At 62.3% G+C, this 26024-nt stretch carries 21 protein-coding genes; 7 read left to right on the forward strand and 14 right to left on the reverse strand.

Annotation, left to right across the window (positions count from 1 at the left end):
• On the forward strand, window positions 1–1440 hold a 1440-nt coding region (locus ACFC3J_RS05430), incomplete at its 5' end, for a ShlB/FhaC/HecB family hemolysin secretion/activation protein (RefSeq protein WP_375195185.1).
• 176 nt (window positions 1441–1616) lie between these two features.
• Here ACFC3J_RS05430 and ACFC3J_RS05435 read toward each other — a convergent pair.
• The 6 genes from ACFC3J_RS05435 to ACFC3J_RS05460 form a co-directional block, all read right to left on the reverse strand.
• On the reverse strand, window positions 1617–2933 hold the full coding sequence (locus ACFC3J_RS05435; protein ID WP_375195227.1) for an aspartate aminotransferase family protein: 1317 nt from the start codon (window positions 2931–2933) through the stop codon (window positions 1617–1619).
• 2 nt (window positions 2934–2935) lie between these two features.
• The gene (locus ACFC3J_RS05440) at window positions 2936–3985 is read right to left on the reverse strand and encodes a phosphotransferase (protein WP_375195186.1); all 1050 of its coding nucleotides are present in this window, start codon (window positions 3983–3985) and stop codon (window positions 2936–2938) included.
• Window positions 3986–4140: 155 nt separating this feature from the next.
• A complete protein-coding gene (locus ACFC3J_RS05445; RefSeq protein ID WP_375195228.1) occupies window positions 4141–4638 on the reverse strand; it encodes an Lrp/AsnC family transcriptional regulator in 498 nt (165 codons plus the stop codon).
• Window positions 4639–4703: 65 nt separating this feature from the next.
• Complete coding sequence (locus tag ACFC3J_RS05450; RefSeq protein ID WP_375195187.1) at window positions 4704–5366, reverse strand: haloacid dehalogenase type II; 663 nt, start codon at window positions 5364–5366, stop codon at window positions 4704–4706.
• A 125-nt stretch (window positions 5367–5491) separates the two neighbouring features.
• Window positions 5492–5956 carry an Lrp/AsnC family transcriptional regulator gene (locus ACFC3J_RS05455; RefSeq protein WP_375195188.1) on the reverse strand — a complete coding sequence of 155 codons (465 nt, stop codon included), beginning with the start codon at window positions 5954–5956 and terminating at the stop codon, window positions 5492–5494.
• Window positions 5957–5975: 19 nt separating this feature from the next.
• Window positions 5976–7181: a DUF1624 domain-containing protein gene (locus tag ACFC3J_RS05460; RefSeq protein ID WP_375195189.1), complete on the reverse strand. Its 1206-nt coding sequence runs from the start codon at window positions 7179–7181 to the stop codon at window positions 5976–5978.
• 184 nt (window positions 7182–7365) lie between these two features.
• Here ACFC3J_RS05460 and ACFC3J_RS05465 point away from each other — a divergent pair, with 184 nt between their 5' ends.
• Window positions 7366–7845: an Lrp/AsnC family transcriptional regulator gene (locus ACFC3J_RS05465; RefSeq protein ID WP_375195190.1), complete on the forward strand. Its 480-nt coding sequence runs from the start codon at window positions 7366–7368 to the stop codon at window positions 7843–7845.
• Between the two features lie 41 nt (window positions 7846–7886).
• Here ACFC3J_RS05465 and ACFC3J_RS05470 read toward each other — a convergent pair whose 3' ends face one another.
• Window positions 7887–8810, reverse strand: coding sequence for a LysR family transcriptional regulator (locus ACFC3J_RS05470; protein WP_375195191.1), 924 nt, complete (start codon window positions 8808–8810; stop codon window positions 7887–7889).
• Window positions 8811–8962: 152 nt separating this feature from the next.
• Window positions 8963–11254 carry an arylsulfatase gene (locus ACFC3J_RS05475; RefSeq protein ID WP_375195192.1) on the reverse strand — a complete coding sequence of 764 codons (2292 nt, stop codon included), beginning with the start codon at window positions 11252–11254 and terminating at the stop codon, window positions 8963–8965.
• A gap of 161 nt (window positions 11255–11415) precedes the next feature.
• Between ACFC3J_RS05475 and ACFC3J_RS05480 the strand changes: the two genes are divergently transcribed.
• Window positions 11416–12720 carry a TetR/AcrR family transcriptional regulator gene (locus tag ACFC3J_RS05480; RefSeq protein ID WP_375195193.1) on the forward strand — a complete coding sequence of 435 codons (1305 nt, stop codon included), beginning with the start codon at window positions 11416–11418 and terminating at the stop codon, window positions 12718–12720.
• Between the two features lie 52 nt (window positions 12721–12772).
• On the opposite strand, the gene ACFC3J_RS05485 is transcribed toward ACFC3J_RS05480, so the two are convergent.
• Window positions 12773–13798 (reverse strand): LacI family DNA-binding transcriptional regulator, encoded by a 1026-nt coding sequence (locus ACFC3J_RS05485; RefSeq protein WP_375195194.1) that lies wholly within the window; start codon window positions 13796–13798, stop codon window positions 12773–12775.
• A gap of 146 nt (window positions 13799–13944) precedes the next feature.
• On the opposite strand from ACFC3J_RS05485, the gene ACFC3J_RS05490 reads away from it, so the two are divergent.
• From ACFC3J_RS05490 to ACFC3J_RS05500, 3 genes are all read left to right on the forward strand, one after another.
• Entirely contained in the window at window positions 13945–14907 is a 963-nt protein-coding gene (locus ACFC3J_RS05490; protein ID WP_375195195.1) for a dihydrodipicolinate synthase family protein, read from the forward strand.
• A gap of 220 nt (window positions 14908–15127) precedes the next feature.
• Complete coding sequence (locus ACFC3J_RS05495) at window positions 15128–16516, forward strand: MFS transporter (RefSeq protein ID WP_375195196.1); 1389 nt, start codon at window positions 15128–15130, stop codon at window positions 16514–16516.
• A gap of 100 nt (window positions 16517–16616) precedes the next feature.
• Complete coding sequence (locus ACFC3J_RS05500; protein ID WP_375195197.1) at window positions 16617–18089, forward strand: carbohydrate porin; 1473 nt, start codon at window positions 16617–16619, stop codon at window positions 18087–18089.
• A 193-nt stretch (window positions 18090–18282) separates the two neighbouring features.
• Here ACFC3J_RS05500 and ACFC3J_RS05505 read toward each other — a convergent pair whose 3' ends face one another.
• Window positions 18283–19986: a cation acetate symporter gene (locus tag ACFC3J_RS05505; protein ID WP_375195198.1), complete on the reverse strand. Its 1704-nt coding sequence runs from the start codon at window positions 19984–19986 to the stop codon at window positions 18283–18285.
• Window positions 19983–20303, reverse strand: coding sequence for a DUF485 domain-containing protein (locus ACFC3J_RS05510; protein WP_375195199.1), 321 nt, complete (start codon window positions 20301–20303; stop codon window positions 19983–19985). Before ACFC3J_RS05510 ends, ACFC3J_RS05505 begins: the two co-directional genes overlap by 4 nt.
• A gap of 157 nt (window positions 20304–20460) precedes the next feature.
• On the opposite strand from ACFC3J_RS05510, the gene ACFC3J_RS05515 reads away from it, so the two are divergent.
• Complete coding sequence (locus ACFC3J_RS05515) at window positions 20461–21609, forward strand: alpha-hydroxy acid oxidase (protein ID WP_375195200.1); 1149 nt, start codon at window positions 20461–20463, stop codon at window positions 21607–21609.
• Between the two features lie 216 nt (window positions 21610–21825).
• On the opposite strand, the gene ACFC3J_RS05520 is transcribed toward ACFC3J_RS05515, so the two are convergent.
• From ACFC3J_RS05520 to ACFC3J_RS05530, 3 genes are read right to left on the reverse strand one after another with little or no spacing between them, the layout of a single operon-like run.
• Window positions 21826–23292 (reverse strand): FGGY family carbohydrate kinase, encoded by a 1467-nt coding sequence (locus ACFC3J_RS05520; RefSeq protein WP_375195201.1) that lies wholly within the window; start codon window positions 23290–23292, stop codon window positions 21826–21828.
• Window positions 23289–24770, reverse strand: coding sequence for a glycerol-3-phosphate dehydrogenase (locus ACFC3J_RS05525; RefSeq protein WP_375195229.1), 1482 nt, complete (start codon window positions 24768–24770; stop codon window positions 23289–23291). The genes ACFC3J_RS05520 and ACFC3J_RS05525 overlap by 4 nt, the downstream gene beginning before the upstream one ends.
• Window positions 24770–25852, reverse strand: coding sequence for a YeiH family protein (locus ACFC3J_RS05530; protein ID WP_375195202.1), 1083 nt, complete (start codon window positions 25850–25852; stop codon window positions 24770–24772). The genes ACFC3J_RS05525 and ACFC3J_RS05530 overlap by 1 nt, the downstream gene beginning before the upstream one ends.
• Window positions 25853–26024 lie beyond the last annotated feature (172 nt).

A 26024-nucleotide genomic window follows, 5' to 3' on the forward strand; every position in this document is an offset into this window, starting at 1 on the left:
GTGGACGCGGCGGATAGCGGCGCAGCCATTCGCGGCATCGACTTTGTCGGCGTGGACGCGCCCGAGCGGGTCGCGCAGGCCGCGCGCCGGTTTCTGGGCCGCCCCGCATCGCGCCAGACGCTCGCCGAACTCGCCAGGGCGATCTCCGACGCCTATGCCGAGAGCGACATCGCCCTCTACACCGTCGCCGTCCCCCAGCAGGATCTGTCCACGGGACAGGTCAAGGTGATGCTGGCCGAGGGCTTTGTGGAGGACATCGTCTATCCCAAGGGCGCGAGTCCGCTGATCCGTGCCTATGCCGAGCGGATGCGGGCGGAAAAGCCGCTCAGCCGCCGCGCGCTGGAGCGCTATCTTTCGCTGATCCGCGACATTCCCGGAGCGAAGGTGGATGTCGCGCTGGAACGCGGCACGAAGCCCGGTGGCGTCAGGCTGGCGATCACGCCGACGCGCAAGCGCTTCGACGCCAGCGTCGGCGTCGACAACCGCACCCAGAGCGGCCTCGGCAGCGGGCAGCTGCGCGCCACGGCCCAGGCCAACAGCCTGCTGCGCGATGGCGACCGGACCGATCTGGTGCTGCTCGGCGCGACGGACCTCCGACGCTACCAATATGTCGGGCTCAGCCACCAGACGCCGCTGGGATCCGACGGCCTCACGCTGGGCCTGTCGGGATCATGGCTGCGCACCCGGCTCAGGAACTTCCCGGTCAAGGGCGAGGCGAAGACCGTCGGGGTTTTGCTCAGCTACCCCGTCATTCGCGGCTATAAGCGCAATCTGACGGTCAGCGCAGGACTCGACGGCCTGGACAGCGATGCGGCGCTGCTCGGCGCGGTACTCTCTTCCGACCATATCCGCGCAGCGCGGGCAGCGGTCGGCTATTCCATGATCCGCGACAGAGATGTGCTGTCGGCTGGCCTCACCCTCAGCCGGGGCCTCGACATGTTGAATGCGCGCGGGACGCCGGGCTTTACCGATACGGTCTTTACCAAGATCACGGGCCGCGCAGGCTATGACCGGATGCTGGGCAAGCGCTTCGTGGGCCGCCTGCGCATGACGGGGCAATATAGCGCGGATCGGCTCTCGGGCAATGAGCGGCTGGCGGTTGGCGGGCCGGACTATGGCCGCGCCTTCGACACTGCACTGCTCAGCGGCGACCGGGGCGTCGCCGGCTCCTTCGAACTCGCCTTTCGTCCGGAACTGACGCCACGGCTCAAGGGTACGGAAATCTATGGCTTCATCGACGGGGCCAAGGTCCGGATCAACAGCCGCGCCGGTTTCGCGGCCAGCGACTATGGACTCGCTTCGGCCGGCGGCGGAGTGAGGCTCGCCTATGCATCGAAGGCGTCGCTGGGTCTCGAGGGCGCGCGGGTCATCGATTCCCCCTTCGCCCGCGTGGGCGACTGGCGCTTCAACATCAGCTGGCATTGGAAGCTGAACCGGTAGGGCGAAGGGGAAAGCCTTCGCCAAACCAATTTGACAGATGCGCCAGAGGGAGTGGCGACATTCCCCCGACCGTGGTCGTCCGCCTTGCAGCGACCGCTCAGCGCACCACCGGGTCGGGAAGGAGTCTTCAGGAAAGAAGGGCAGGCAATCCCGGCGGGAAAGCGCCCCACATTCGCTCAGGCCTCCAGGGCTTTGTCCAGCACCTCAACAAACAGATCCACATTCTCCCTGCTGAAGATCAATGGCGGCCGGATTTTGAGGATATTGTGATCGACCCCGCAGGCGCTGATGAGAACGCCGTCGTCCCGCATCGCATTCACGATGCGTGTGGTGCGCGCACGGTCCCCCGTCTGACTTTCCCGGTCGCGCAGAATGTCCGCGGCGACGAACAGGCCCGCACCCCGAACATGCCCAAGGCACTGGTGGCGGGAGCGAAGCGCACCGACTTTTTCCAGCAGATAGGCGCCGACTTCGCGGGCATTGTCCATGATGCGATCCCGCTGGATGACCTTGAGGACCGCGACTGCCGCCGCGCATGATACGGTATTGCCGGCAAAGGTGTTGAAATAGCGCGCGCTGTTGCCGAATTTCTCGACCACATCATGCCGCGTCAGCAGGCCTGCGATCGGCTGTCCGTTACCCATCGGCTTCCCCAGCGTGACAATGTCCGGGACGACGCCATGCCGCTGGAAGCCCCACATATGGCTGCCCGTACGGCCGAAGCCGGGTTGCACTTCGTCAGCGACAAAAATGCCGCCCGCGTTGCGGATCGCTTCCACCGCGCCCTTCAGGAAGCCCGGCTCCTCCGGCAGGATGCCGTCGCTGGTGAAAATCGAATCCACGATCAGCATGGCGGGGCGGATGCCGTGGCGCTGAAGATCGGCAATCGCCGCTTCGACGTCGCGCGCGAAACGGTCGGCGACATTGGGACCGCTGCGATAGGCCGCTGGAGCTCGAACGGTGCGCACATGGCTGCCGAGGGGGACTGCCTCACCCAAAGTCGGCGAAAATTGCGATACGCTGTCGGTGATGCCATGATAGGCTGTCTCGGTGATGATGATGCCGGTCCCGCCGGTCCGCACCTTGGCAATGCGATAGGCAAGGTCATTGGCTTCGCTGCCGGAGCAGGTCAGCATCATGTGCGACAACTCACTGCTGACGGTCGATAGCAGACCGTCCGCCAGTTCGAGGATGGTCTCGTGCAGATAACGGGTGTTGGTGCACAGCATCGCGACCTGCTTCGTGATCGCCTCCACCACATCGGGATGGCAATGGCCGAGCGACACGACATTATTGTATGTATCGAGATATTTCCGGCCTTCCGCATCATACAGCCACACCCCCTCGCCTCGCACGAAATGGAGCGGCTTCTGGTACATCAGCCGATAGGCCGGGCCGAGCAGGCGGTCCCGCCGCGCAATCATGCCCGCTTCCTGCGCCCCCAGTTCGACTTTGCCGGGGATGAAGGCATTTACCGATGACAGGTCCACCATGGTCACTTCTCGCTTCCTGAAACACAATATTGCAGCAATTTGCGGGTCGCCTGTTCGCGGGAAAGCTGGCCGATATGCTCCAGTCCTGCCCAAGCGAGGCCGTTGTTCCGCATGATATAGGCGCTGTTTTCGGGGTAGCGCGCAGCGCGCCATTCAGTGATCAGAACAGTGATGACAAGCCGCGCAGAGAGCAGATCGAGCAGCACTGCCCGCTCCTCTTCCCGCAAGGGCAGCACCGCATCATAGGCTCCGATCATTTCGGCCGCGCTTAGCAGCGGATCGTCGCCGTTCGCCATCTGATAGGCGGCGGCAGTCGCGATCTCCCCGACCAGCGGCGCATGGATCACATCGCCAAAGTCGATGATGGCAGCGACCTCGTCGGCACGCTCCGGATCGACCAGCACATTGCCGAGGTTGAAATCGTTGTGAATGACCTGCGCCCGCAACGAGGAAAGACGCGGCAGCACCCTGTCTTCATAATCGAGCATGAACCGCTGCACCAGCGCGCGACGCGGTTCATCGGCGATGCTGTCGATCATGCCGTTCAAGCGATGGGCGGCGGCAACGTTCCAGAGCAGATTGTGCCGCGCGGCCGGATGGGTGAAGCCATCGAGCGCCAGGTCGAGCCGAGCCAGGCATCGCCCCAACGCCCGGCGCTGGGGCGTCGACCGCCTGGACTGAATGAGAGGCATTCCCGGCAGAAAGGTCAACATGCGCAGGATCGATGCCCGCCCGTCATCGAGCATGATCGGTGTTTCATGCGCGCCATCCAAAGCCGGCACAACATGCGGGACGGGCAGGGCGGGATCATTCCCGCGGATATGATTGAGGGCGCAGGTCTGCAGATTGACTATGTCGCGCGCTTCAGCGGGATTGGAGATCTTCAGAAGATATTGGGCGCCGTCCGGCGCCTCCATCCTGAAATTGCGGTCGCGCTCGCCGGAAAGCTCCTGCGCCCGCATATCCCGTCCATAATGGCGCCGGACAAGCGCTTCTGCATCCTGCGCCGCAAGCTGCGGCGGCTGTGTGGTGAGCGTGGGATCGAGTAGCATTGTCCTGCCTGTGATTTCGGTCCGGCGAACGATCCATGCCGCTCCCCAATCTCCCCTGGTTTTTCGCTCGCACAGTGCCGCAAAATGTACCGAATAGGGGGCGATTGCCGATGGGATCGGCTGATAAGCGATGGGTTTTGGAGAATTTTCCTGCTCTATCCACCGCGCGCGCGATCAAGGTGGTCGATATAGGCCCGCTCACCAAGATCGAAGCTGCGCACCACGAAATAGCTGAAATAGCGATCGACGAGCGCGCTTTCGTCAACGATCTTCATGATCGTCTCGCTGTAATGGGCAACCGACCGCGTGACGAATTTGAGGATATAGTCACAATCTCCACTCACCCGCGCGCATTCGCATAGTTCCTCTACGGTCTTGAGCTTCTGCTCGAAGCGCGAGATCGTCGCCATGCGCCGGTCGTGTAGAGTGATTTCGGTGAACACGGTCACCAGCTCGCCGATTGCGGAGATATTGAGCCGCGCCCTGTAGCCGGTAATATAGCCCGCCTGTTCCAGCCGCCCGACGCGAACGAGGCAAGGACTTGGCGACAGGCCGACCCTTTCCGCCAGGAAGGAATTGGTCATGCGGCCGTTCTTTTCCAGCTCGGCCATGATTCTCAGGTCGATCTCGTCCAGCTTCATCGCATTCTCCACCGCTGCAGCATGTGCGGCTCGCCCGGTAAAGGCAAGGCGGGCGCAGTTGCCGCCCGCCTTTCCGGTCAAAGGCCCAGCAAGGCAGGCAATTCACTGAAATCCTTGATCCGGGTCACGCCATAATGGTCTGTGGGCGGCTCATGCCCGCGATCGACAAAGACCTTCGCGCCAAAGCCCAGATCATGTGCGGTCATCAGGTCATAGCGCGGGCTGGACGAGACGTGCATCATGTCTTCCGGGGCGCAACCGAGCCGGTCCAGCATATATTCGAACGGTCGCATCAGCGGCTTGTAGGCGCCCGCCTCCTCCGCCGTCAGGACAGAATGGAACGGCACGCCGATGTTGCGCGCACTGTGCGGGATCAGATCGACCATGCTGTTCGACAGGATAACGAGCGGATAACTTTCGGCTATCCGTGCCAGTGGGCCGGGCACGTCGGCATGGGGCCGCCAGGTGGGCACCGCATCATAAAGCGCCTGAACGTCGCCCGCCTCATAAGTCACGCCATGTCGACGGCAGGCCCGGTCGACCGAATTCGCGATGACATCGTAAAATGGCTTCCAGGCACCCAGCACTTCATCCAGACGATAGGCGCGAAAGGAGTCGATGAACGCCTCCATTTTCGATGGTTCGATGCGGCCCGCGAAGATTTCGCGCGCGGTCGGCCCCATGATGAAGTTGATCATCGTGCCGTAGCAGTCGAAGCTGATATATTTGGGTCTGAACATGGTTGCTCGCACCTTGGTTGCTATTGCTGACGGGGCCAAGGCTAGGCAGTGGATCGCAAGGAATGCTGCTGCGGTCACAATGATCTGAAGAATCTTCTCCTGTCACCGAACCTCAGCACCGAAGATCATCCGTCGATGGGCAGCGGTCGGTTGCGGATCGGCGTGCCGGAGACGATGAAAACCGAATAGCTCTGAATTCCCAGATCCGCCTGCCACATCTCTTCCATGATCCTTGCGGGTCCTTCATACCCTGGGGCCACGATCTTCATCAGATAATCGAACTTGCCGTTGACCATGTGGAATTCGACGACTTCGCCGATGCGCGTGACCGCCTTCTCGAATCTTTGCGCTTCAGCGCGCCGGTGGTTCTTCAGGATGATCTGGACATAGGCGGTGACGAAATTGCCGAGCTTCGCCAGGTCGAACTGCGCTTCATAGCCGACGATGATCCCTGCCGCCTCCAGCCGCTTCACCCGCGTAAGGCAGGGGCTGGCCGACAAACCGACCGCATCAGCAAGTTGCACGTTGCTGATGCGACCGTCCGCCTGAAGCTGGCGAAGGATTTTGAGGTCGATCCGGTCGAGTTTCATGGCTGCTCGCGTCCGACCCTCAAAAATATTTCAGCCAGCCAATGTCACGCCGCCTTTTCTTGAGGTCGGAGAACCAGCGGGTGGGGAAGTAGAGAGCGACGAGCAGAACGACATACCATGCCCATATCCATCCGAGACTGTCGACACCGAAAAACCGGCCATGATTGGCGCCCCAGATCGCCACACCGATCTGGTACATGATCTGCAGGACGTAAAGATGCAGCAGATAGAAGAACATGGGCGCTCCGCCCAAAATGGATAGCCATGCCGATACCCTGCCGCTGCCCATCCGTTCAAACTGCGCCAGCAGGATCGCGCCAAGGCCCAGGGTCGGCAACAGGAACAACAGCGAGGGTGGATATTTGGTGAGCGCGAAATAGGACATGGCTGTGCGCACGGCGCTGCCCGGCACCACGTACCAGGGCGCGTCGCCATAGAGGTTGAGCGTCCGCAGGACAACGAAGGCGGCGAGCAGAGCCAGGCCAAGCCGGATCAGCCTTTGCCGGCGCACCTGCGCATCGACCGATCCGCCGAACCATGGCCCGACAGCATAGCCGAGCGAGATCACCCCGATCCATGGCAGCAGCGGATAGGTCGTCTTGACCGTGATTCCGGCCACGTCGAAGGCTGCGCGCTGGTGCAGCATCGCCCAGGGGATGTAGAAGGCATCGCCGGGCGCGAGCCTGATCGGGTCGAGCAGGTTATGGCCGCAGACGATGGCGGCGCCGACCGCGACAAGGGCGGCGCGCGGCAGGTGAAGCAGCCCCGCAAGGCAGATCATGCACAGGCCCAATATCCATATCACCTGAAGCCAGATGGTATCCGGCGGAATCTTGCCCGACCAGGCGAAGCCGACGAGAGTCAGCTCCAGAAACAACAGGAACAACCCTCTTTTCAGGAGAAAGATCGACGTATCGCCCGCGCTGTGCTTCTGCCCATAGAGCCATGCAGACAGCCCGGTCAGCGCCACGAAGACCGGCGCGCAGATGTTGCTGACCAGCCGGGTGAGAAACAGCGCCGGCATGACCATGCGGGCGTCCATCGGATCGCTCATCTGCATGTGCTGGAAGAAGGTCTCGCGCACATGGTCCAGCACCATGATCACCATCACAAATCCGCGCAACATGTCGATGCTGGCGAGCCTCGCGGCCGCGCCTCTGCCAGCGGTCGGCAAGGGCCCGGCTGTCGCGCGTGGAAAGAGACTGAATTCGGAACGGCTGGCCATGACAATCCACCTTCATCTTTGCATGGCGCTATTGAGGCCCCGGATCGACCCAAGAATCTGCGCTTCATGGATCGGGCGCAAGGTTTTTCTGACATTTTCGCGATCACAGGCGGTAGAAACTGCGGCGGGGCATGGATAGACTGAAGCACCATTGCTCAGGGCAGACGGCGCAAGGGTATAGAAAGTGGAAAAGCTTGATCGGCTGGATTTCCGGATCTTATCCTATCTTCAGGAGCACGGCCGGGTCACCAACGTTGGTCTGGCTACCGCCATCGGCCTTTCGGCAAGCCCCTGCCTCAGTCGCCTCAAGCGGCTGGAGGATTGCGGCTATATCAGATCCTATGGCGCGCGCGTGGCGCTCGAAAAGCTGGGCGACTATCTGATGGTATTTACGGAAGTGACGCTTGAGGATCACCGAATGGCCGATTTCGAACGCTTCCTGACCCGTGCTCGCGAGGTTCGCGAGATCATCGAATGTCATCATGTCAGCGGCGGATATGATTATTTTCTTAAAATCGTGGCGCGCAGCGTAAGCCATTACCAGCAGATCATAGAAGCTTTGCTGGAAAGCGACGCAGGCATAGAGAAATATTTCAGCTACATCGTCCTCGGTTCGCCGATCATGAGAGACGGCTACCCCATCGACCAGCTATTCCAGTCTTGAATGGTCATTCCCCGGGGGCGGTAATGCATGGCACCACGCCATCAAGCCTCGTGACGCATGGATTGCCGCCAGGGAACCGGACACAAACTATCTCTCAGCAATTGCAGGAAGACGTTCGTCCTGCCGCTGCGCCCTTGCCGGGCATGAAGAAGCGCGACGACATCAGCGGAGGGCAGCGACCAGTCAGGCAGGATTTCCGTTAACCGGCCAGCGGCAAGATGTTCGGCGACGTCCCACTCGCTCCGCACGATCACGCCGAGTCCCGCGAGCGCCCAATCACGAATGATTTCCCCGTCATTGCTGGCAAGTCCGGGCTTGATCCGGACGGTCGCCTTGCCTTGTCTGGCGTGACTGAAACGCCAAAGCGTGACATCCTCATTATTCTCCCGCAACGCGAGGCACTTGTGCGCAGCGAGATCTGACGGATTTACGATCGGACCGGCGCTTGCCAGATAAGCCGGAGCCGCGCAAAGGATGCGCCTGTTGGTCGCAAGCGTCGTGACGAGCCGGTCACTTTCCGGCAGGGCGCCGATGTGAACGATGATGTCCCAGCTTTCCGCCATCTGCCGGGCCGGGTTGTCGGACAGTTCCAATGTTGCGGAAACAGCAGGATGGTCCACGGCAAATTGTTGCACGACCGGCGCGACATGGCGCCGGCCAAAGCCATAGGGCGCGGCAACGCGCAAATGGCCGCCTACCTGGCTGGTTCGACTGGCCAGCCGCTCGGAGAGATTATCGATTGCCCCGATGATCGTAGCTCCTTCCGAAGCGACGAGTTCGCCTTCATCCGTGAGGCTGAGGCCGCGCGAGGTGCGGTCGATGAGCTTGACGCCGACCTTTGACTCAAGCGCGCGCAGACGCTGGGTGACGGCTGGTGGCGTCACATTGAGCCTGCGTGCAGCCTCGGCCAGCGACGGCGAGCCTGCGACCATGTGGAAGAAAGCCAGATCGTCGGTCGAGATCATTAGGCCTTGCCTTAATTCAACATGCGGATCAGATTAATTGCGACGTTCATGATTTGGCATATCCTGCGCGTCGGAACAACGGCCATGACGGCAAGCTGTGCATCGTCCGCAAGTCCAGTGAGTTTCGCCCTTCAGCGTCCAATCGATCCGGCCTATTTTAGTTTCACGATGATTGATTTGATCGTGCCGTCGAATTCGGAACCTTTGGGATAGGCAGCAACCTCTTCCCCGGTGTCGCGGCCTGTGTCGAATGTCTCGCTCAGGCCCGCCGAAAAGGTAGCATTCCGCTTGATCTCACCCTGCGCCACCTGTTGGCCGTTGACCGAGATCGTCACCTTGCCCCCGCGTCCAAATCCGGAGCTGGCATAGTCATAGCGGATACGGGCAGGCCCGGCTGCAAGCGGCTGTGTGGCGGCGACTACCCACTGGTCGCCCGCCTGGTGCGATGCCGCGTGGATTATCGCCGGTTTCCCGTCATCAAGGTAGAAGCTCCACCCGCCCAGCAGGCTGCCCGTAGCCGCCAGCACGCCATGGCTGGTGTTTCGCGGCAAGACCACATCCGCCTCGAGCGAGAAAGATCCCCAGCCAAAGCGCGGTGCGACCGCCTGCGGCACGCTGATCCCCCCGCTCCAATATTCATACAGCTTCCGCCCTGCCCCCTCGGGCAAGACGCCGTTCGACCTGTCGCCCTGCCGGTCGTCGAGCGGATAGACCTGGTTGCGGCGCGCCTGCTCGTCCCAGAGCGCCTTCATCTCCTCAAGGCGCTGTGGCTCCTTGGCGGCAAGGTCGCGGGACTGGCTGAAATCGGTGCGAAGGTCGTAAAGCTCCCATTTATAGTCGAGCGGCGACATCCCTGATCCGCCCATCTTCCATGGCAGTCGGCCGGGCGTGGTGTTCGCCAGCCAGCCATCCTTGTAGAGGGCCCGGTTACCGATCAGTTCGAAATATTGGGTGCGCGGCTTTTCGGGAATGCCCTTGTCGAAGCTATAGGCGATGCTCACACCGTCGACCGGCTGTTGCGCGACCCCATCAACACTGGTCGGCTGGGGCAGGCCAACCGCTTCCAGCACCGTCGGCATGATGTCGGTGACATGGGAGAATGCCGTTCGGATGCCGCCCTTGTCTGCGATCCGCGCTGGCCAGGCGACGACCATGCCGTTACGCATGCCGCCCAAGTGAGAGCCGACCTGCTTCATCCACTGAAACGGGCTGTTCGTGGCCCATGACCACCCGACCGGATAGAGCAGCGATTGGCCTGGGCCACCCATCTTGTCCATCGCGGCCGCCTTGGTGGCGGGCGTATCGACCATATTGTTCGCCAGCCGCCCGATTTCGTTCAGCGTGCCCTCGATGCCGCCTTCCGCGCTGCCGCCATTGTCGCCTTCAATGAAGATGATGAGCGTATTGTCGCTCTGCCCCATGCGGTCGAGTTCATCGAGCAGCCGGCCGAATTGCGCATCCTGATAGGCCAGCATGCCCGCGAACACTTCCATCATGCGCGCGTCCGCCGCTCGATCTTCAGGCGTCAGCGACGACCAAGCGGGGATGGAATCCGGGCGCGGTGTCAGCTGCGTCCCCTTGGGCGCAATGCCCGACTTCACCTGACGGTGCAGCGTCTCAGTGCGCAAAGCGTCCCAGCCTGAGTCGAACTTGCCCCGGAATTTGGCGATCCATTCGGCCGGCGCCTGATGTGGCGCATGCGCACTGCCGGGAGCAATGTAGAGGAAAAACGGCTTGTCGGGCGCAGCCGCCTTTTGCGTATGGACCCAGCTTATCGCATCATCGAACAGGATATGATCGAGCGTTTCGCCTGCCGGTGGCCGTTCGTCCGTCAGTTCCACCCCACGATACAGTCGCGGCCGCCACTGATCGGCGTCACCACCAATGAAGCCGAAGAAATGGTCAAAACCAAGGCCGGTGGGCCAGTGCGTAAAAGGACCAGCGGGGGACTGCTCGCTGGTCGGCACATTATGGTGCTTGCCGATCATCGCAGTACTGTAACCGTTGTAACGCAGTATCTGGGCGATGCTGGCTGCGGAACGGGGGATCGCGCCATCATAGCCGGGATAGCCGCTCGCCGTATCGGTCACGATGCCCGCGCCGACCGCATGATGGTTGCGCCCGGTCAGAAGCGAAGCCCGCGTCGGAGAGCACATCGCCGTGGTGTGGAAGCGGGTATAGCGCAGACCTCTTGCCGCAAGCCTGTCCAGGTTAGGCGTGGGGACCGGACCACCAAAGGTACTCGCCGCGCCAAAGCCGACATCGTCAGTCAACACCACGACGACATTGGGAGCGCCCGCCGGAGCTTTGACCTGAGGCGCGTAATATGGGCGCGAATCCTTGTAAGTCTGGCCGATCGTACCACGGAATGCAGGCGGCGGAGGCGGCAGGATCGCTCGATTGAGGGTGGCGCCATCCGCGTTCAAAGGCTGTATCTGGGACACGCCCGGCGCCGTCCACAACAGGCTGAGTAGCGGTAGTCCTGTTAGAAAGCTCCTACGCAGCGACCGCATACACCCCCCATTTCAAAGACCCGCCCACAGTACGATGCTGTATCGTAGTGTCAACGGCTTTTATTTGTATCACTGGGTGGGTAACAAATGTCATGATGCAATCTGCGGCAGTTCCAGTCGAAAATGATGACCTGCTGTCATCCATCCTTTCCGCCGCGACGGAAGAATTTGTCGCGCAGGGATATCGTGACGCCAGCATAGATCGGATCGTGGCTGCCGCTCATGTGAGCAAGACCACCTTTTACAGTCATTTCCGCAATAAGCGGGAGGTGCTGGGGGCGGCGCTCGACCGCGTGGAGGAGCGACTGAACGATCGGTTCCCGTCCCCGCGGGAGTCCAGCGACATTGAGGACACGCTGATCCGCTATGCGCAATGGATCAGGCGCGTAGCATCAAGCCCGGAATATATTGCACTTTACAGGGTCAGCGTTGAACTGGCTCGGGAAGAACCCGAATTTGCCCAGTCTATTCACGAACGCGTTCGCGATCGCCGCGGCGTTTTCTGGAGATATCTTGAGACACTCAGACACTCGGGCATACGGATCGCTTACGACAGCGCTGCGCTGCAGGCGCAGTTCGGGTTTCTTTCCATCGGCGGGCTGACCACCATCATTCAGGGCGCGGATCTTGGCGCCATGGATGAAAGGCGCTGGACAAAGAGCGTGGCGACACTCTTCATGAACGGCTATCGGCGGGAGCAGGCCGATGCCGACGCACCCGCGATCCTGCCCCCTGCCAGGCGCCCGGTGCCGTCGCCTGAGAGCAGCGAAGAGCTTTACGCGCGCCTGCGCAGTTCAGGAATGCGGCTATCTCGCGATCAGTTCGACGCCCTCCTCGACATCAGCGCCGAGCGCTTCCTGGAAAAGGGATATCGCGACACGGCCCTTCCCGATATCTCCGCACGCACCGGCGTATCTCGCATGACGTTGCGCCGGCAGTTCAATGGCAAGGCGGAGCTGTTCGTCGCCGCCATCAGGCACTATGCTTACAATCTCTATTCGCGAACGGAGCCGCTGCCAACCGCCGACAGCATCGATGCAGCCCTGCCACTGATCGCCGCGCACCTGCGCCGCCGGTTTCGCCGTCCCGACAATAGCCGGCTTCTGCGCCTCATGGTGTCTCAATCGGTCGCTTTCCCGCAACTGGCCGCAGCGGTTTATGCAGGGAGCCGGGAGGATGATCTCACAAAGCTGCGCGCGCAATTTGCCGAGTGGATGGCCCGCGGCGAACTGGGCACGGCCTATGCCGAGATGGCCGCTCATCACTTCCATACCCTTGCGATCAATGGCAACGCAGCATTGTTCCGGGGCGAAGCGGCGCAGACCGATGCCTCGCCGGAGCAAGTCAGCGTCCTGTTCCTCGATGGCTGCATGCCCGGCTTTCGGAGCGAGCCTTGATCCCCTGATCCGGACGGTCAGCCATTTTGAGAGGTTAAATAGGGTCGGAGATTCATTTGGCGGGCCGACCGGATGACCTGCGCGGGATCAGTGTTGGCGCCACGAGCATCCTGCCCGGATTGCCACCTTCCGGCGGTGCATCCAGCAGTTCAAGCGCCGCTGAAGCAATCTGATCGAATGGCACCCGCATCGTGGTGAGCGGCGTCGGCAGATGACTGACGATCGGAATATCATTGTAACCAACGAGCGAGATGTCGTCAGGCACCGCGATCCCCATATTGGTGAGCTTCGAAAGCGCACCGATTGCGGTATTGTCATTCACAGCAAAAATCGCGGTTGGCCGATGCTCCAGAGCCATGATCGCCTCGGCCGCCTCGGCGCCCGCTTCGATACTGAAGCTGGATTCCATGATGAGTGACGGATCGACCGCAATCGACGCCTCTTCCAGCGCGTGCTTGTAGCCGGCCAATCGATCGCGGCTGCTCGATGCAAAGGAAGGGCCGGCAATGATCGCGATCCGCCGATGGCCAAGATCGATGAGGTGCCGGGTCGCGAGATAGCCGCCTAGCCGGTCATCTCCGATGGCGGAGAGGCTGTGGCCGTCGGTCCGCAGCGCCAGCACATAGGGCACGCCCCGCTTTTCGAGCTTGTCGGGCAGGTCGTCGCCCGTCCGCGCCGTGGCCAGGATCAGACCATCCACCCCCCGCTGGATCAATGTCTCGGCAGCGCGCTCCTCGGCATCGATATTGTCGTCGGTCGTCGCGACCAGAGCGATCCGTCCGCTCTTGGCGCAAGCCTTCGCAATCGCCTCATACAGCATCGCCATGACCGTGTCGGTCAGGCGCGGCACGATCACGCCGATCGCCATCGTCTTGCCCCGCCGCAGGCTCGACGCGGAAATGTCGCGAATATAGCCCAGCTCTGCGGCCACCTGCCGTACCCTCCGAGCGGTTTCATTATCCGACTGGGGCAGGCGTTCGTCGAGAATGCGCGACACTGTAGATTTCGACACCCCCGCCGCCGCCGCGACGCTGTGCAGCGTGACCCGGCCGCCCCGACCTTCCATATCCCTGCTCATCTGCGCCATTCCCCTGAAAATCCCTCGTCTCTTCGTCGCGCTGATAGCCCGCTTCATACCTTGCCGCAAAATCCGTCTTGACACCAGCGCCGATTCGCAACGATAACGGGAACGTTCCCAGCAACGTTTTCAACCAGGAGAGATTCATGAGCCTTTATGACCCCGCGCCCAACAAGCGCCCTGCCCCCGCCAACGTCATGGACCTGCGCGGCCTGAATCCCGCGCCCGTCACCGTTTTCGATACCGAAGGCAAGGTCGACTGGGCCGCCAACGCCGAACTCGCCAAATGGCTGGCGGGCAAGGAAGGCGTAAAGAGCCTCGTCATCCTGGGCCATGCCGGCGAAGGCACCTTCCTCACCACCGAGGAGCAGGTCCGCCTGATCGAAGTCTATGTCGAGGCGCTCGACGGCAAGATCCCGGTCATTGCCGGCATCACCGGCGAAGGCACCGAAGTCGCCGCCAAGGAAGCCAAGAGGGCCGCGGACGCCGGCGCGATCGGCGCACTGGTCTACCCCTCGCATGGCTGGCTGCGCTTTGGTTATCAGGACGGCGCCCCGCAGGACCGCTACAAGGCAATCTATGAGGAATCGGGTCTTCAGTGCATCCTGTTCCAGTATCCGGACGCGACCAAGGCGACCTACAACCTTAAGACCCAGCTGGAAATCGCGGCGCAGCCGGGCGTCGTCGCCACCAAGAACGGCGTGCGCAACATGAAGCGCTGGGACACGGAAATCCCGGTCCTGCGCAAGGAATTCCCGGACCTTCAGATCCTGACCTGCCATGACGAGTATCTGCTGCACACCATGTTCGACGTCGATGGCGCCCTGGTCGGCTACGGCAATATCGCACCGGAGCTGCTGTTCCAGTTGATCCAGGCCGGCAAGGCCAAGGATTATGCCAAGGCGCGCGCCATCCATGACCAGCTGTTGCCGGTGACGAAGAATGTCTATCATCGTGGTTCGCACATGGAAGGCACCGTGGCGCTCAAGATTGCGCTGCGCGCCCGCGGCGTTCTGAAGAACGCCACCGTCCGCTCGCCGCTGATCGACCTGTCGGCCCAGGCCGAACAGGAAATCGAGGCGGCGATGAAGGAAGCCGGCATCGTCTGAGCCTGTCGCTGGTCCGTTCTTTCGGCCTGGGTCGGGTCTGCTGAAATGGAAGGAAGTTGATTCGCCCCTGGCCGAAAGGCCTCGACCCGGCATATGCGCACCTGGCCGACGCCAGGGCGCATATCGCCATCCACCACCAGAACAGACGCGCGGGCTTTTCAAGACCCGAATAAGCGCGCAGATGGGAGAGGCTCAGATGAATGCTTCTATTGCGTCTCATATGACGGCCGACCGCCCCGGCGCCGCGGCCATAACCAGCGACAGCGGTGCGGCGCTGATCGCCCGGCTGGAACGCCTGCCCGTAACCCGGCCCGTGCTGTGGGCACGCGGCTGCGTCGGCATGGCGACCTTTTTCGACGGATACACCACCATCGCGCTCGCCTATGCGATGCCGATCCTTGCCAAGGAATGGAATCTCGCGCCGTCGATGACCGCTGCGATCATCTCCTCAGGTTATCTTGGGCAATTGATTGGCGCGATCTTCTTCGGCTGGCTGGCTGAACGGATCGGTCGCCTGCCCGTGCTGGCCATAGCCATCGGCATCTTCGCGGCGATGAGCGCGGCGTGCATCTTCGCCTGGGGGCCCCATTCCCTTATCCTGTTCCGCTTTCTGCAGGGGATAGGCACGGGCGGCGAAGTGCCGGTCGCCAGCGCCTATGTCAACGAGCTATCGGGTGCCAAGAAGCGCGGGCGTTTCTTCCTGCTTTACGAATTGCTGTTTCTTGTCGGCCTGACCGCCGCAGGGGCCATCGGCTACACCATGGTACCAAGCCTTGGCTGGCAGTCCATGTTCATCGTCGGCATGGTGCCCGTGGCGCTGGTGATCCCGCTGCGCTTCTTCCTGTCGGAAAGTCCGCGCTGGCTGATCAATCGCGGAAGGTTTACCGAAGCCGACAAGGTGATCCGTCGGCTGGAGGATAGCGCCATCCGCCACGACCAGCCGCTACCCGAACCACGCCCGGTCCCTGCGGTTGTGGTGCAAACCAAGCCGGCCGGTTCGATCCGCGAAATGTTCGGCCCGCTTTATGGCCCGCGCACGCTGCTGCTGTGGGGCATGTGGTTCGGCGCCTATATGATCAACAACGGCCTGCTGACATGGCTGCCGACCCTCTATCGGACGGTCTTCGACCTGCCGATCGATCAAGCCATCGGCTATGGCTTTGCAATGACCGGGATCGCGCTCGTGGCATCGTTCATCTGTGCCATGACGATCGACCGGATCGGTCGCCGTCGCTGGTATACCGGCGCACTGCTGTTCGCAGCGGTACCGCTGACCGCCCTTTACCTGCTGGGCGCATCCACGCCGGTCATGGTCTTTGCCCTGGCCACGCCGGCCTTCGCCGCGCTCCAGACCGTCACCTACTCGCTCTACCTCTATTCGGGCGAATTGTACCCGACCCGGCTGCGGTCGCTGGGCGCGGGCCTGGGTTCGGCATGGCTGCGGGCGGGATCGATCGCCGGTCCCTGGGTGATCGGACTCGTCATGTCGGGTGGTTCGATCGCGCCCGTTTTCCTTGCCTTCGCAGCGGTTGCGGTGCTGACCGGCTTTGCGGTTCTGCGCTGGGCGCCGGAGACGAGCGGCAAGGCGCTGGAGGAACTGTCCCCCTGAAACTTCTTCCTGGCCGCCGATGCGCGCACGCGTCGGCGGCCCATTTTCTGCCACGCACGGGCACGCGCGCGAAGACGGCGGCCCCGAGAGAGGATGATCCATGACCTACAGGTTCCTGGCCTGCGCCCTTGCGGCGGCGCCCTGTGCTCCAATCGCGCCGGCAACCGCACAAGTCGTGACGGCCCTTCCCGACGTCGGCCAGTCGCAGCGCCGGACATCTGACGAAGTCCTGCCGGTTGTCGCGGCAACCACCGGCACCGCCAACTATCCCAAGCCACAGGTCCAGTTCCCGCGACCAGCCATGCCGGAAGACAAGACGCTCACCGGCCCGCTCGCCCCCTTGGGGCGGACCCTGTCGGACAGAGGCATCTATCTCCGCTTTCTGGCCGTCGATGAATTTGCCGCCAGCGTCAGCGGTGGGCAGGAACGCGGCATCGGCAATTCCTATGCCTTGCCCTTCGGCACCGATCTCGACCTGGACCGCATGATCGGCCTCAAAGGGGCGTTCATCCATATCTCGATGAACGTCTCGAAAGGATCATCCTTGTCTGCGGACCATGCAGGCAACGCAATCAGTTTCCAGACCCGCTACAAGGCGTTCCAGAACCTGCGCCTCGCCGCGCTCGCGATCGAGCAGAATCTGTTCGACGGGAAACTGAACCTGTCCGGCGGGCGCGTGTCGCCCCTCACCTATTTCAACCAGTCGAACATCTATTGCACCTTCCAGAACAACTCGGTCTGCTTCAACCCTGCCGTCGTGCCGATCCAGGACCGGGCGCTCGGCTTCTTCCCCTATGGCACATGGGGCGGACGGATAAAGCTGGCGCCGGCCAAGGGCTTCTATGTTCAGGCAGGGCTGTTCGAAGCCAACCCTTCGCTCAATCCGACCAACGGCTTCAACTGGTCGACGCGAGGATCGACCGGGCATCAGGCGGCGGTCGAGTTCGGCTTTCAGTCTTCATCGTCCAGGGCGCGCAACCCGTGGCATATCCGCATCGGCGGTTATCACAACACGTCGGATGTCGCCGATCCCTATCTCAATACCGATCATCGGCCGCGCATCGCAGCAGGCGGAAAGCCGCTCCTGCACGAAGGACAGGCAGGCTGGTATGTGATGGGCGACGCCGTTGCCGCGCACCTTCATGGCGATGTCAAGCGTCCGGTGACGATATTTGGCGGCTTCATCGGCTCGACGGCGAATTATGTGCCGTTCCGGAGCCAGACGATCGCCGGCGTGATCCTGACCGGACCACTGGCTGGGCGTCCGCGCGATACGCTGGGCCTCGTCGGCAGTTATATCCGGATCGGTGATCGACAGGTCGACTATCTCCAGGCCTCGCGCGCCGCAGCGGGCGGCACCGACCGCGTCCGAAACGGGGAAGGCATTTTCGAACTCAACTATGGCATTGCGGCCGGCCGCAATGTGCGGATCAGCCCCAACCTCCAATATGTCATCAACCCCGATAATTTCCTGCTGCCCCGTGCGCGCAGGCAGTCAAAGGACATAATGACTTTTGGACTGCGCATCTCGGTCGATATCGCCGGCCTGCTCGGCATGCCGGCGATGAAATAGCGGTAGGGTGATATGGAGACGCCTCCCCCTGCAGGAGGCTGGGCAGATATTTTTGACCGGATCGCTTGCGACCAGAGCGATCAGATTCGCTTGGCGGCCGCGATTGCTCCTGAAGTCTGCCGCTCACGAGCCAAAAAGCGGCTCCCGATAGCCGCTCCCGGCATCGACGCTCCCGCGCTTGACCTCGCAGGTATCAATGGTCACTGGCGGCGAAAGCTCCTATGCCCGTCTCCGCCCGCACACGTTGCTCTGGATAGGCCGCCTTGTCGATCGCCGCGCGCGGAGAGCGATCGAACAGCGAGATCAGCCAGATCGCGAGAAAGCCCGCCGGAACCGAGAAGATCGCCGCCGAACTGTAGGGGAATGGCGCGGGGCCAAGATTGAAAGTGCCGGTCCAGACCGCGGGTGAGAGCAGGGTTAGACCAAATGCAGTCAACAGCCCGATCATACCGCCCCAGGCAGCGCCGCGAGTGGTGCATCCGCTCCAAAGCAGGGAGAGAATGAGCACCGGGAAATTCCCTGAAGCCGCCAGCGCGAAGGCCAGGCTGACCATGAAGGCCACATTCTGCTTTTCAAAAACCAGGCCCAACAGAACCGCCAATGCGCCAAGCGCCAGCGTGGTCAGACGTGACACGCGGAGTTCGTCTGCCGACGTGGCTTTGCCGTGTTTGAATACCGTCGCATAAAGGTCATGGCTCACGGCCGAAGCGCCGGACAGCGTCAACCCAGCCACGACCGCAAGGATAGTCGCAAAGGCGACAGCTGAAATGAAGCCGAGAAACGCGTTGCCGCCGATCGCGTGCGCGAGATGGATAGCCGCCATATTACCGCCGCCGCGCAGCGCGCCTCGGGCATCCAGATAATCAGGCTCCGTTCCGACAAGCACGATCGCTCCGAAACCGATAATGAAGGTGAGGATATAGAAATAGCCGATCCAGCCGGTAGCCCAGAGTACGGATTTGCGCGCTTCCCTGGCATCCGGCACGGTGAAGAAGCGCATGAGGATGTGAGGCAGTCCGGCAGTGCCGAGCATCAGCGCGAGGCCAAAGGAAATCGCGGACACCGGATCCTTGATGAAATTGCCGGGCGCCATGATCGACCGGCCTTGATCCGCAGCTTCAGAAGCATTCGCCCCCTTGGCCAGCGCCGCTTCCGCTTTCACATCAACGGCATGAGCAAACAGCGCTTCGAATGAGAAGCCCACATGCGCCATGACCATGAACGCCATGAAGCTCGCCCCGCCAAGCAGCAGCACCGCCTTTATGATCTGCACCCAGGTCGTGGCGCGCATGCCTCCAAAGAGGACGTAAAGCATCATGAGAGCGCCGACGATCACCACGGCGACGGCATAGGGAAGGCCGAACAGGAGCTTGATGAGCTGACCGGCCCCCACCATCTGCGCGATCAGGTAGAAGCTGACGACCAGCAACGTGCTGATCGCCGCGAAACTGCGAACCGGCGGTTGAGCGAAGCGATAGGACGCCACGTCAGCAAAAGTGTATCGCCCAAGGTTCCGCAACCGTTCCGCCATCAGGAAGAGCAGAAGCGGCCAACCGACCAGAAAGCCCGTCGAGTAAATGAGGCCGTCATAGCCATCATTGAAGATCTGTGCCGAAATACCAAGGAAGGAGGCTGCCGACATATAGTCGCCAGCCATTGCCAGGCCATTTTGAAAGCCTGTGATCCCGCCGCCCGCAGTGTAGAAATCCGACGCCGTGCGGGTCCGCGCGGCGGCCGCCTTCGTGATCCAGAGCGTCAGCCCGACAAAGGCTACAAACATGGCGATCGCCACGCCATTGACCGGCTGACGCTGCGCCTCGCCCTCAAGAGCGGCAGCAAAAACCGGAGCCGGAAAAAGGATCAATGATGCAGCCAGCGCGACGAATGCCGCCCTCATGCCCCATGGTCCTTCAGGATTTCCGTCAGCGCTGCGTCGAAATGGCGATTGGCATAGGCTACGTAGGCGGCAGTCAGGGCAATGGCGAACAGGATCAGCCCCAGCCCGACGGGAATGCCCAGCGACGTCACCCCACCTGCGATCGGCGTGCCCAGCAGGGCCTTGTCGAATGCGATCAGCAACAGATATCCCACGAAGGCCAGGAAGATTGTCGCCGACAACCCCCAACCGAGGCGAGAACGATGGGTCACCAACATCAGGTATCGCGGATCGGCTGCTACAGCTGCAATCAGCCCCGAATCCTCTCTATCGTTCATTTTCGTCGCCCCGTTTTTCGTCGACTCATGATAGGGTTGGACCATGCGATTGCAAGCCGGCCCCAGCCCGTAACCCAGTGGCATATTGGTGTCTGCGGAACGGACGATCCGGTCTCAAGAGCTTGCACCATCGATGAATGTGCCGCTACATTGGGCCATGCGGCTTAACGACTGCCACAATGTTGACGACCTGCGGCGCTTGGCGAAGCAACGTCTGCCATGGCCGGTCTTCGACTATATTGACGGCGCTGCCGATGATGAAATCACCAAGGCGCGGAACAGTGCCGCTTATGCCGATTGCGATCTGGTGCCAGCTGTTCTGGCGGGCGTTGCTGAGATAGATACCGCCGTCACCATCATGGGCCGCAGGAGCGCCCTGCCGCTCATTCTTTCACCCACCGCCCTGCAACGTGTCTTTCACTGGCAGGGCGAGCGGGCTGTCGCCCAAGCGGCCGCAAAATTCGGCCTGTGGTTCGGCATTTCGAGCCTCGCTACGGTAAGCATCGAGGAAATCGCCGCGCTGGTTCCCACGCCGAAGATGTTTCAATTCTACTATCACAAGGATCGCGGCCTCAATCGCGCGATGATCGCACGGTGCAAGGCCGCAAAGTTTGACGCGATCGCGCTCACCGTCGACACCATCGTCTCGGGAAAGCGTGAGCGTTGCGCGCGCAGCGGCTTCACCTCGCCGCCCCGCTTTACCCCCTCTTCCCTGCTGTCCTACGCGGCCCGGCCGCGCTGGGCGCTCGACTATCTCTTCCGCGAAAAATTCGCCCTCCCCAATCTCGATACCCATGTGCGAGAGGGCACGGGCGAGGCGATCTCGATCGCCGGCTATTTCAACTCGATGCTCGATACCTCGCTGGACTGGAAGATGGCCGAACAGCTCCGCGACGACTGGGCCGGCACATTCTGTCTCAAAGGAGTGATGAGCGCCGCCGACGCCCGGCGCGCCGTGGACATCGGCGCGGATGCGATCATGATCTCCAATCATGGCGGGCGTCAGCTGGACGGGAGCCGGGCGCCCTTCGACCAGCTTCCAGAGATCGTTGATGCCGTAGGCGGCGAGATAGAGATTATTTGCGATGGCGGCATTCGGCGCGGCACGCATATATTGAAGGCGCTGGCGGCAGGCGCAGGTTGCGCGTCCGGCGGAAGGCTCTATCTCTACGCGCTCGCGGCTGCGGGGCAGGCCGGTGTCGAGCGCGCCATCGGCTTGCTCAAGGATGAGATCGAGCGCGGCATGCGGCTTATGGGCGTCACCAGCATCGGACAACTGAACCGCGACCATCTGCGCTACCGATGATCGGGCAGGCGACAGCGTTCCCGCCGGTTCCGCCGCATTTCGGCGCTTTCCATGCCATATGCAGGGTCCGTCGCGAACCTGGAATGAAACTGCCGACCGGCGGCCCGGACGGCATATCGTCCGATCCCGGCCCCATGACATCGGACATGTCAGCCGGAAAGCAGCTCAATATACGGCGAAATGAGCGGGATCAGCCTGCAAGACTCGGGCCGGTCCTCACGCGAACCGGTGCAGCCCTTGCTGCCAGAAGTTGATACGCCGCGCCCGGACTTCAGACGTCATGGCAGCGTCAAAGCGGGTGATGTCGCTACACATGGCGCCCGCATCATTCAGCGAAGCGTAAAGGCCTGCCCCTACAGCCGCCAACATGGCCGCACCAAGCGCAGTCGTTTCCGTATCGGCCGGGCGTTCAACCGGAAGAGCAAGAATATCGGCCAAATCCTGCGCGACCCAGTTATTGCCGCTCATCCCGCCGTCGATCCGCAGCTTTGTCCAGACTGCGTTGTCCGCAGCGAAGGCCGACTGCAGGTCGTGGCACTGGTGCGTGAGCGACTCCATCGCCGCGCGGACGATATGGGCGCGCCTTGTCCCCAGCGTAAGGCCGGTCAGGATGCCCTTCGCATCCGGACGCCAATGCGGCGCGCCAAGCCCGGCGAGGGCGGGAAGGAACAGGACGCCGCCATTATCCTCCACGGATCGGGCGAGTGCTTCGGTCTCGCCAGCTTGCTGAATCAGCCCCATTTCATCGCGGAGCCATTTGATGAGGCTGCCAGCCACGAAGATCGACCCTTCCAGCGCATAGGTTCGCATGCCCCCCTGCTGGTACAGCACCGTGCCGAGCAGGCGGTGAGAGGACGCGGGCAATTCCGTGCCCATATTGGTCAGGATGAAGGCGCCGGTGCCGAAGGTCGCCTTTGTATCGCCCGCCGCCAGACAATGCTGGCCGATGGCGGCTGACTGCTGATCGCCCGCCAGGCCGCAAATCGGAATCGACGCGCCCAGCAGTGCCGGATCGCATTTTCCGAACCGGCCCACATTATCGACGATGGCCGGCAATGCCGACCGCGGCACAGCAAAGAGGGCGAGCAACATGTCATCCCAGTCGGCTCCATCCAGCGCAAGCAACTGCGTGCGGCTGGCGTTGCTGGCATCGGTGATGTGCAGGCCGCCGGTCAGATTCCACACCAGCCAGCTGTCGACAGTGCCGAGCGCAAGCCTGTCACCCAGCGCGCGGGCCTCCGGAACATGGTCCAGAATCCATCGCATCTTTGTTGCGGAAAAATAGGGATCGATGACAAGGCCGGTGCGCTCCTGGAGCAATGCCTCATGGCCCTCCTCCCGCATTTCGGCGCAGCGGGGGGCGGTCCGCCGGTCCTGCCAGACGATGGCTCGGCTGATCGGCCGGCCGGTCTGCCGGTCCCAGGCGACGACCGTTTCGCGCTGGTTGGTGATGCCCAGCGCCGCGATCCTGTCCGCTCCGCCGACTGCGCTGATTGCCCGAAGCGCGCAGTCGAGCGTGCGCGTCCAGATTTCCGCCGCATCATGCTCGACCCAGCCGGATTCGGGATAATATTGCGTCAGTTCCTGCTGGGCAACATGCACTATCGCGCCATTCAGCCGATAGACGATGGCCCGCGTCGAGGTGGTTCCTTCATCCAGAACCAGGATATGATCCGCGCTCACAGCATCTCACCCAGATATGTTTCGAGTTGTTCAGTCTGACGGGCATCGAGCCTCAAGCCCAGCTTCGTCCGGCGCCACAATATGTCCTGTGCACATGTCGCCCATTCCTGCGCGACAAGATAATCCACCTCCGCTCCGGTCAGCCCGCCGCCGAAATGCGGCCCCAGCCCGGCCATGTCCCTTGCCCCGCCCAGCCAGATCCGCGCCCGCGTGCCATAAGCCCGGGCGATGCGATGGACCGTGCCGCGGTCGAGAAAGGGATATTCCCGCCCCAGCGCATCCATCAACGCATCCATTCCATCGAGGGCGAAATCGCCGCCCGGCAGCGGTGCTTCCGCCGTCCACTCATCACCCGCCAGCGAAGAGACATGCGGCTTGAGCTGTTCCACTGCATCTTCGGCCAAATGACGATAGGTGGTGATCTTGCCGCCGAAGATCGACAGCAGGGGTGCGTTGCCCTGCGCATCGCAATCCAGTTCGAAACTGTAGCCCCGTGTCGCCGCCTCCGGCTTACCAGAGCCGTCATCGATCAGCGGCCGCACGCCCGAATAGGTCCACACGACATCGGCCGGCGTGATCGCCCGCGCGAAATAGGCGTTCGCCGCGTCGCACAGATAGGCGATCTCCTCCTCGCTGGCATGGATATCCGACAGCGGCCCCGCATGGTCCCGATCGGTGGTTCCGATGAGCGTGAAATCCTCCTGATAGGGAATGGCGAAGAAGATGCGGCCGTCCGGTATCTGGAAGAAATAGGCATAGGGGTGATCGAACAGGCGCGGCACGACGATGTGCGATCCGCGCACCAGCCGCATCCGGCGATCGGTCTTCTGCCCGGCCCGCCCCAGCAGGTCCAGCACCGACGGACCGGCGGCGTTGACCACGGCGCGGGCGCGATGGACCTTGTCGCCGCTGCGGATCAGCCAGATGCCGTCCGATCGTTCAAGCGATTCCACCGGCGCGTGCGTCAGGATCGTCGCGCCCCGGTCCGCCGCGTCCCGCGCGTTCAGAACGACCAACCGGGCATCATCGACCCATCCGTCGGAATAGACGAAGGCAGGACCGAAGCCGGGTTTGAGCGGAATGCCAGCCGGATGTCGCCGCAGGTCGATCGATTGCGTCGGCAGCAGCCGCTTTCGCCCGCCGATATGGTCATAGAGGAAGAGGCCCAGACGCAACAGCCAGCGCGGTCGCAGCCCCTTCACGTGCGGCAGCACGAAACGCATGGGCCAGATGATATGCGGCGCGATCGCCCAGAGCCGCTCGCGTTCGGACAGCGCCTCACGCACCAGCGCAAATTCATGATGTTCCAGATAGCGCAGGCCGCCATGGATCAATTTGGTTGAAGCGGATGATGTGCCGCTCGCCAGGTCCCCCTTTTCGAGCAGCAATGTTTTCGCGCCGCGACCAGCCGCATCCCGCGCGATGCCGCAACCGTTCACGCCGCCGCCGATCACGGCAATGTCATACAGGCGGTCCATCACGAAGCGCTCAGCAGCGTCAGGGTAAACGCCATCGCGACCAGAAGCGAAGCAAGCGTGGCCGCAGCCACGGGTATGGCCGGACGCCAGCCCATCTGCATGATGAGATCCAGCCGCGACCGCATCGCCGTGGCGGTGACGGCCAGCAACAGCAATGCCTTGGACAGGACCAGATTGGCATGGGCGATCGGCGCAGGCAGGGTCGCCAGCGAATTGACCGTCACGACGGCAAGGAACAGCGTGATGAACCAGGGCAAGGCGAGCTTGCGTATCCATCCCCGGTCTGTCCCGCCCTCATCCGTCACCAGAACCGACACTATGGCGACGACCGGTGCCAGCAGGGCAACGCGAGTCAGCTTGACGATGGTGGCATAACTGCCCGCCGCGTCGGAATAGGCATAGCCCCCGCCAATCGCCTGCGCGACATCGTGTATCGACGCTCCGATCAGAAAACCGGCCTGTCGGTCGTCGATGTGCAGCGTCGCGGCAAGGAGGGGATAGAAGGACATGGCCAGCGCGCTGGCCACCGAAATGACAACCAGCGTCAGTGCGAACTGGCCCTGGCTGATGCGGCGGCTGCCGAGGACGCCGAACAACGCCAATGCCGCTGATGCACCGCAAATGGCCGTGGCGCCCCCGGCCAGAACGCCGACCGCCATTGACTGCCCGGTCAGGTGGGCGATCAGCAGGGCCGCCGCCATGGCCGCGGCCATCACCATCAGCAAGGCCAGAAACGGCACAGGTCCCAACTCGCCGATTTGCGCAAAGGTGACCTGCGTGCCCAGCACGACTATGCCCCAGCGCAGACATGTCTTCGACGCGAAATCGAGGCCGGGATGTGTCCGCGCGTCGCTGGTCACAAAGTTGAGGGCCAATCCGATCAGCAGGCCCATCAGGATGATGGGCGCGCCATAATGTTCGGACAGCCAGGCGGCCGCGATGCTGGCGATACCGCAAATGGCCAGGCCGGGCCACAGCCGGCGCCATATCGCTGTCCTGGACGCTGGCTGTTCCGTCGCCTGCTCGACCAGGAACAATTCGCCATACAGGTCCCCGGCATGATCCGAATTCACGGTCCTCATCCTCGCCAGTCTCTCATTATCAAAAGGCTTGCCGTATGTCCTACGGTGTCATATTCCTTTCTATGGCGATGCGCGCCGCAGGGCAAGAGCCATGCGCACACAGAAGAGATAAGATCGTGGCAGCCGGAGGGTTGAGGATGAGGGAATTGCGTGATCTGACCGGGACGACCAC

It is taken from the genome of Sphingobium sp. (assembly GCF_041987595.1).
Lineage (GTDB): Bacteria > Pseudomonadota > Alphaproteobacteria > Sphingomonadales > Sphingomonadaceae > Sphingobium.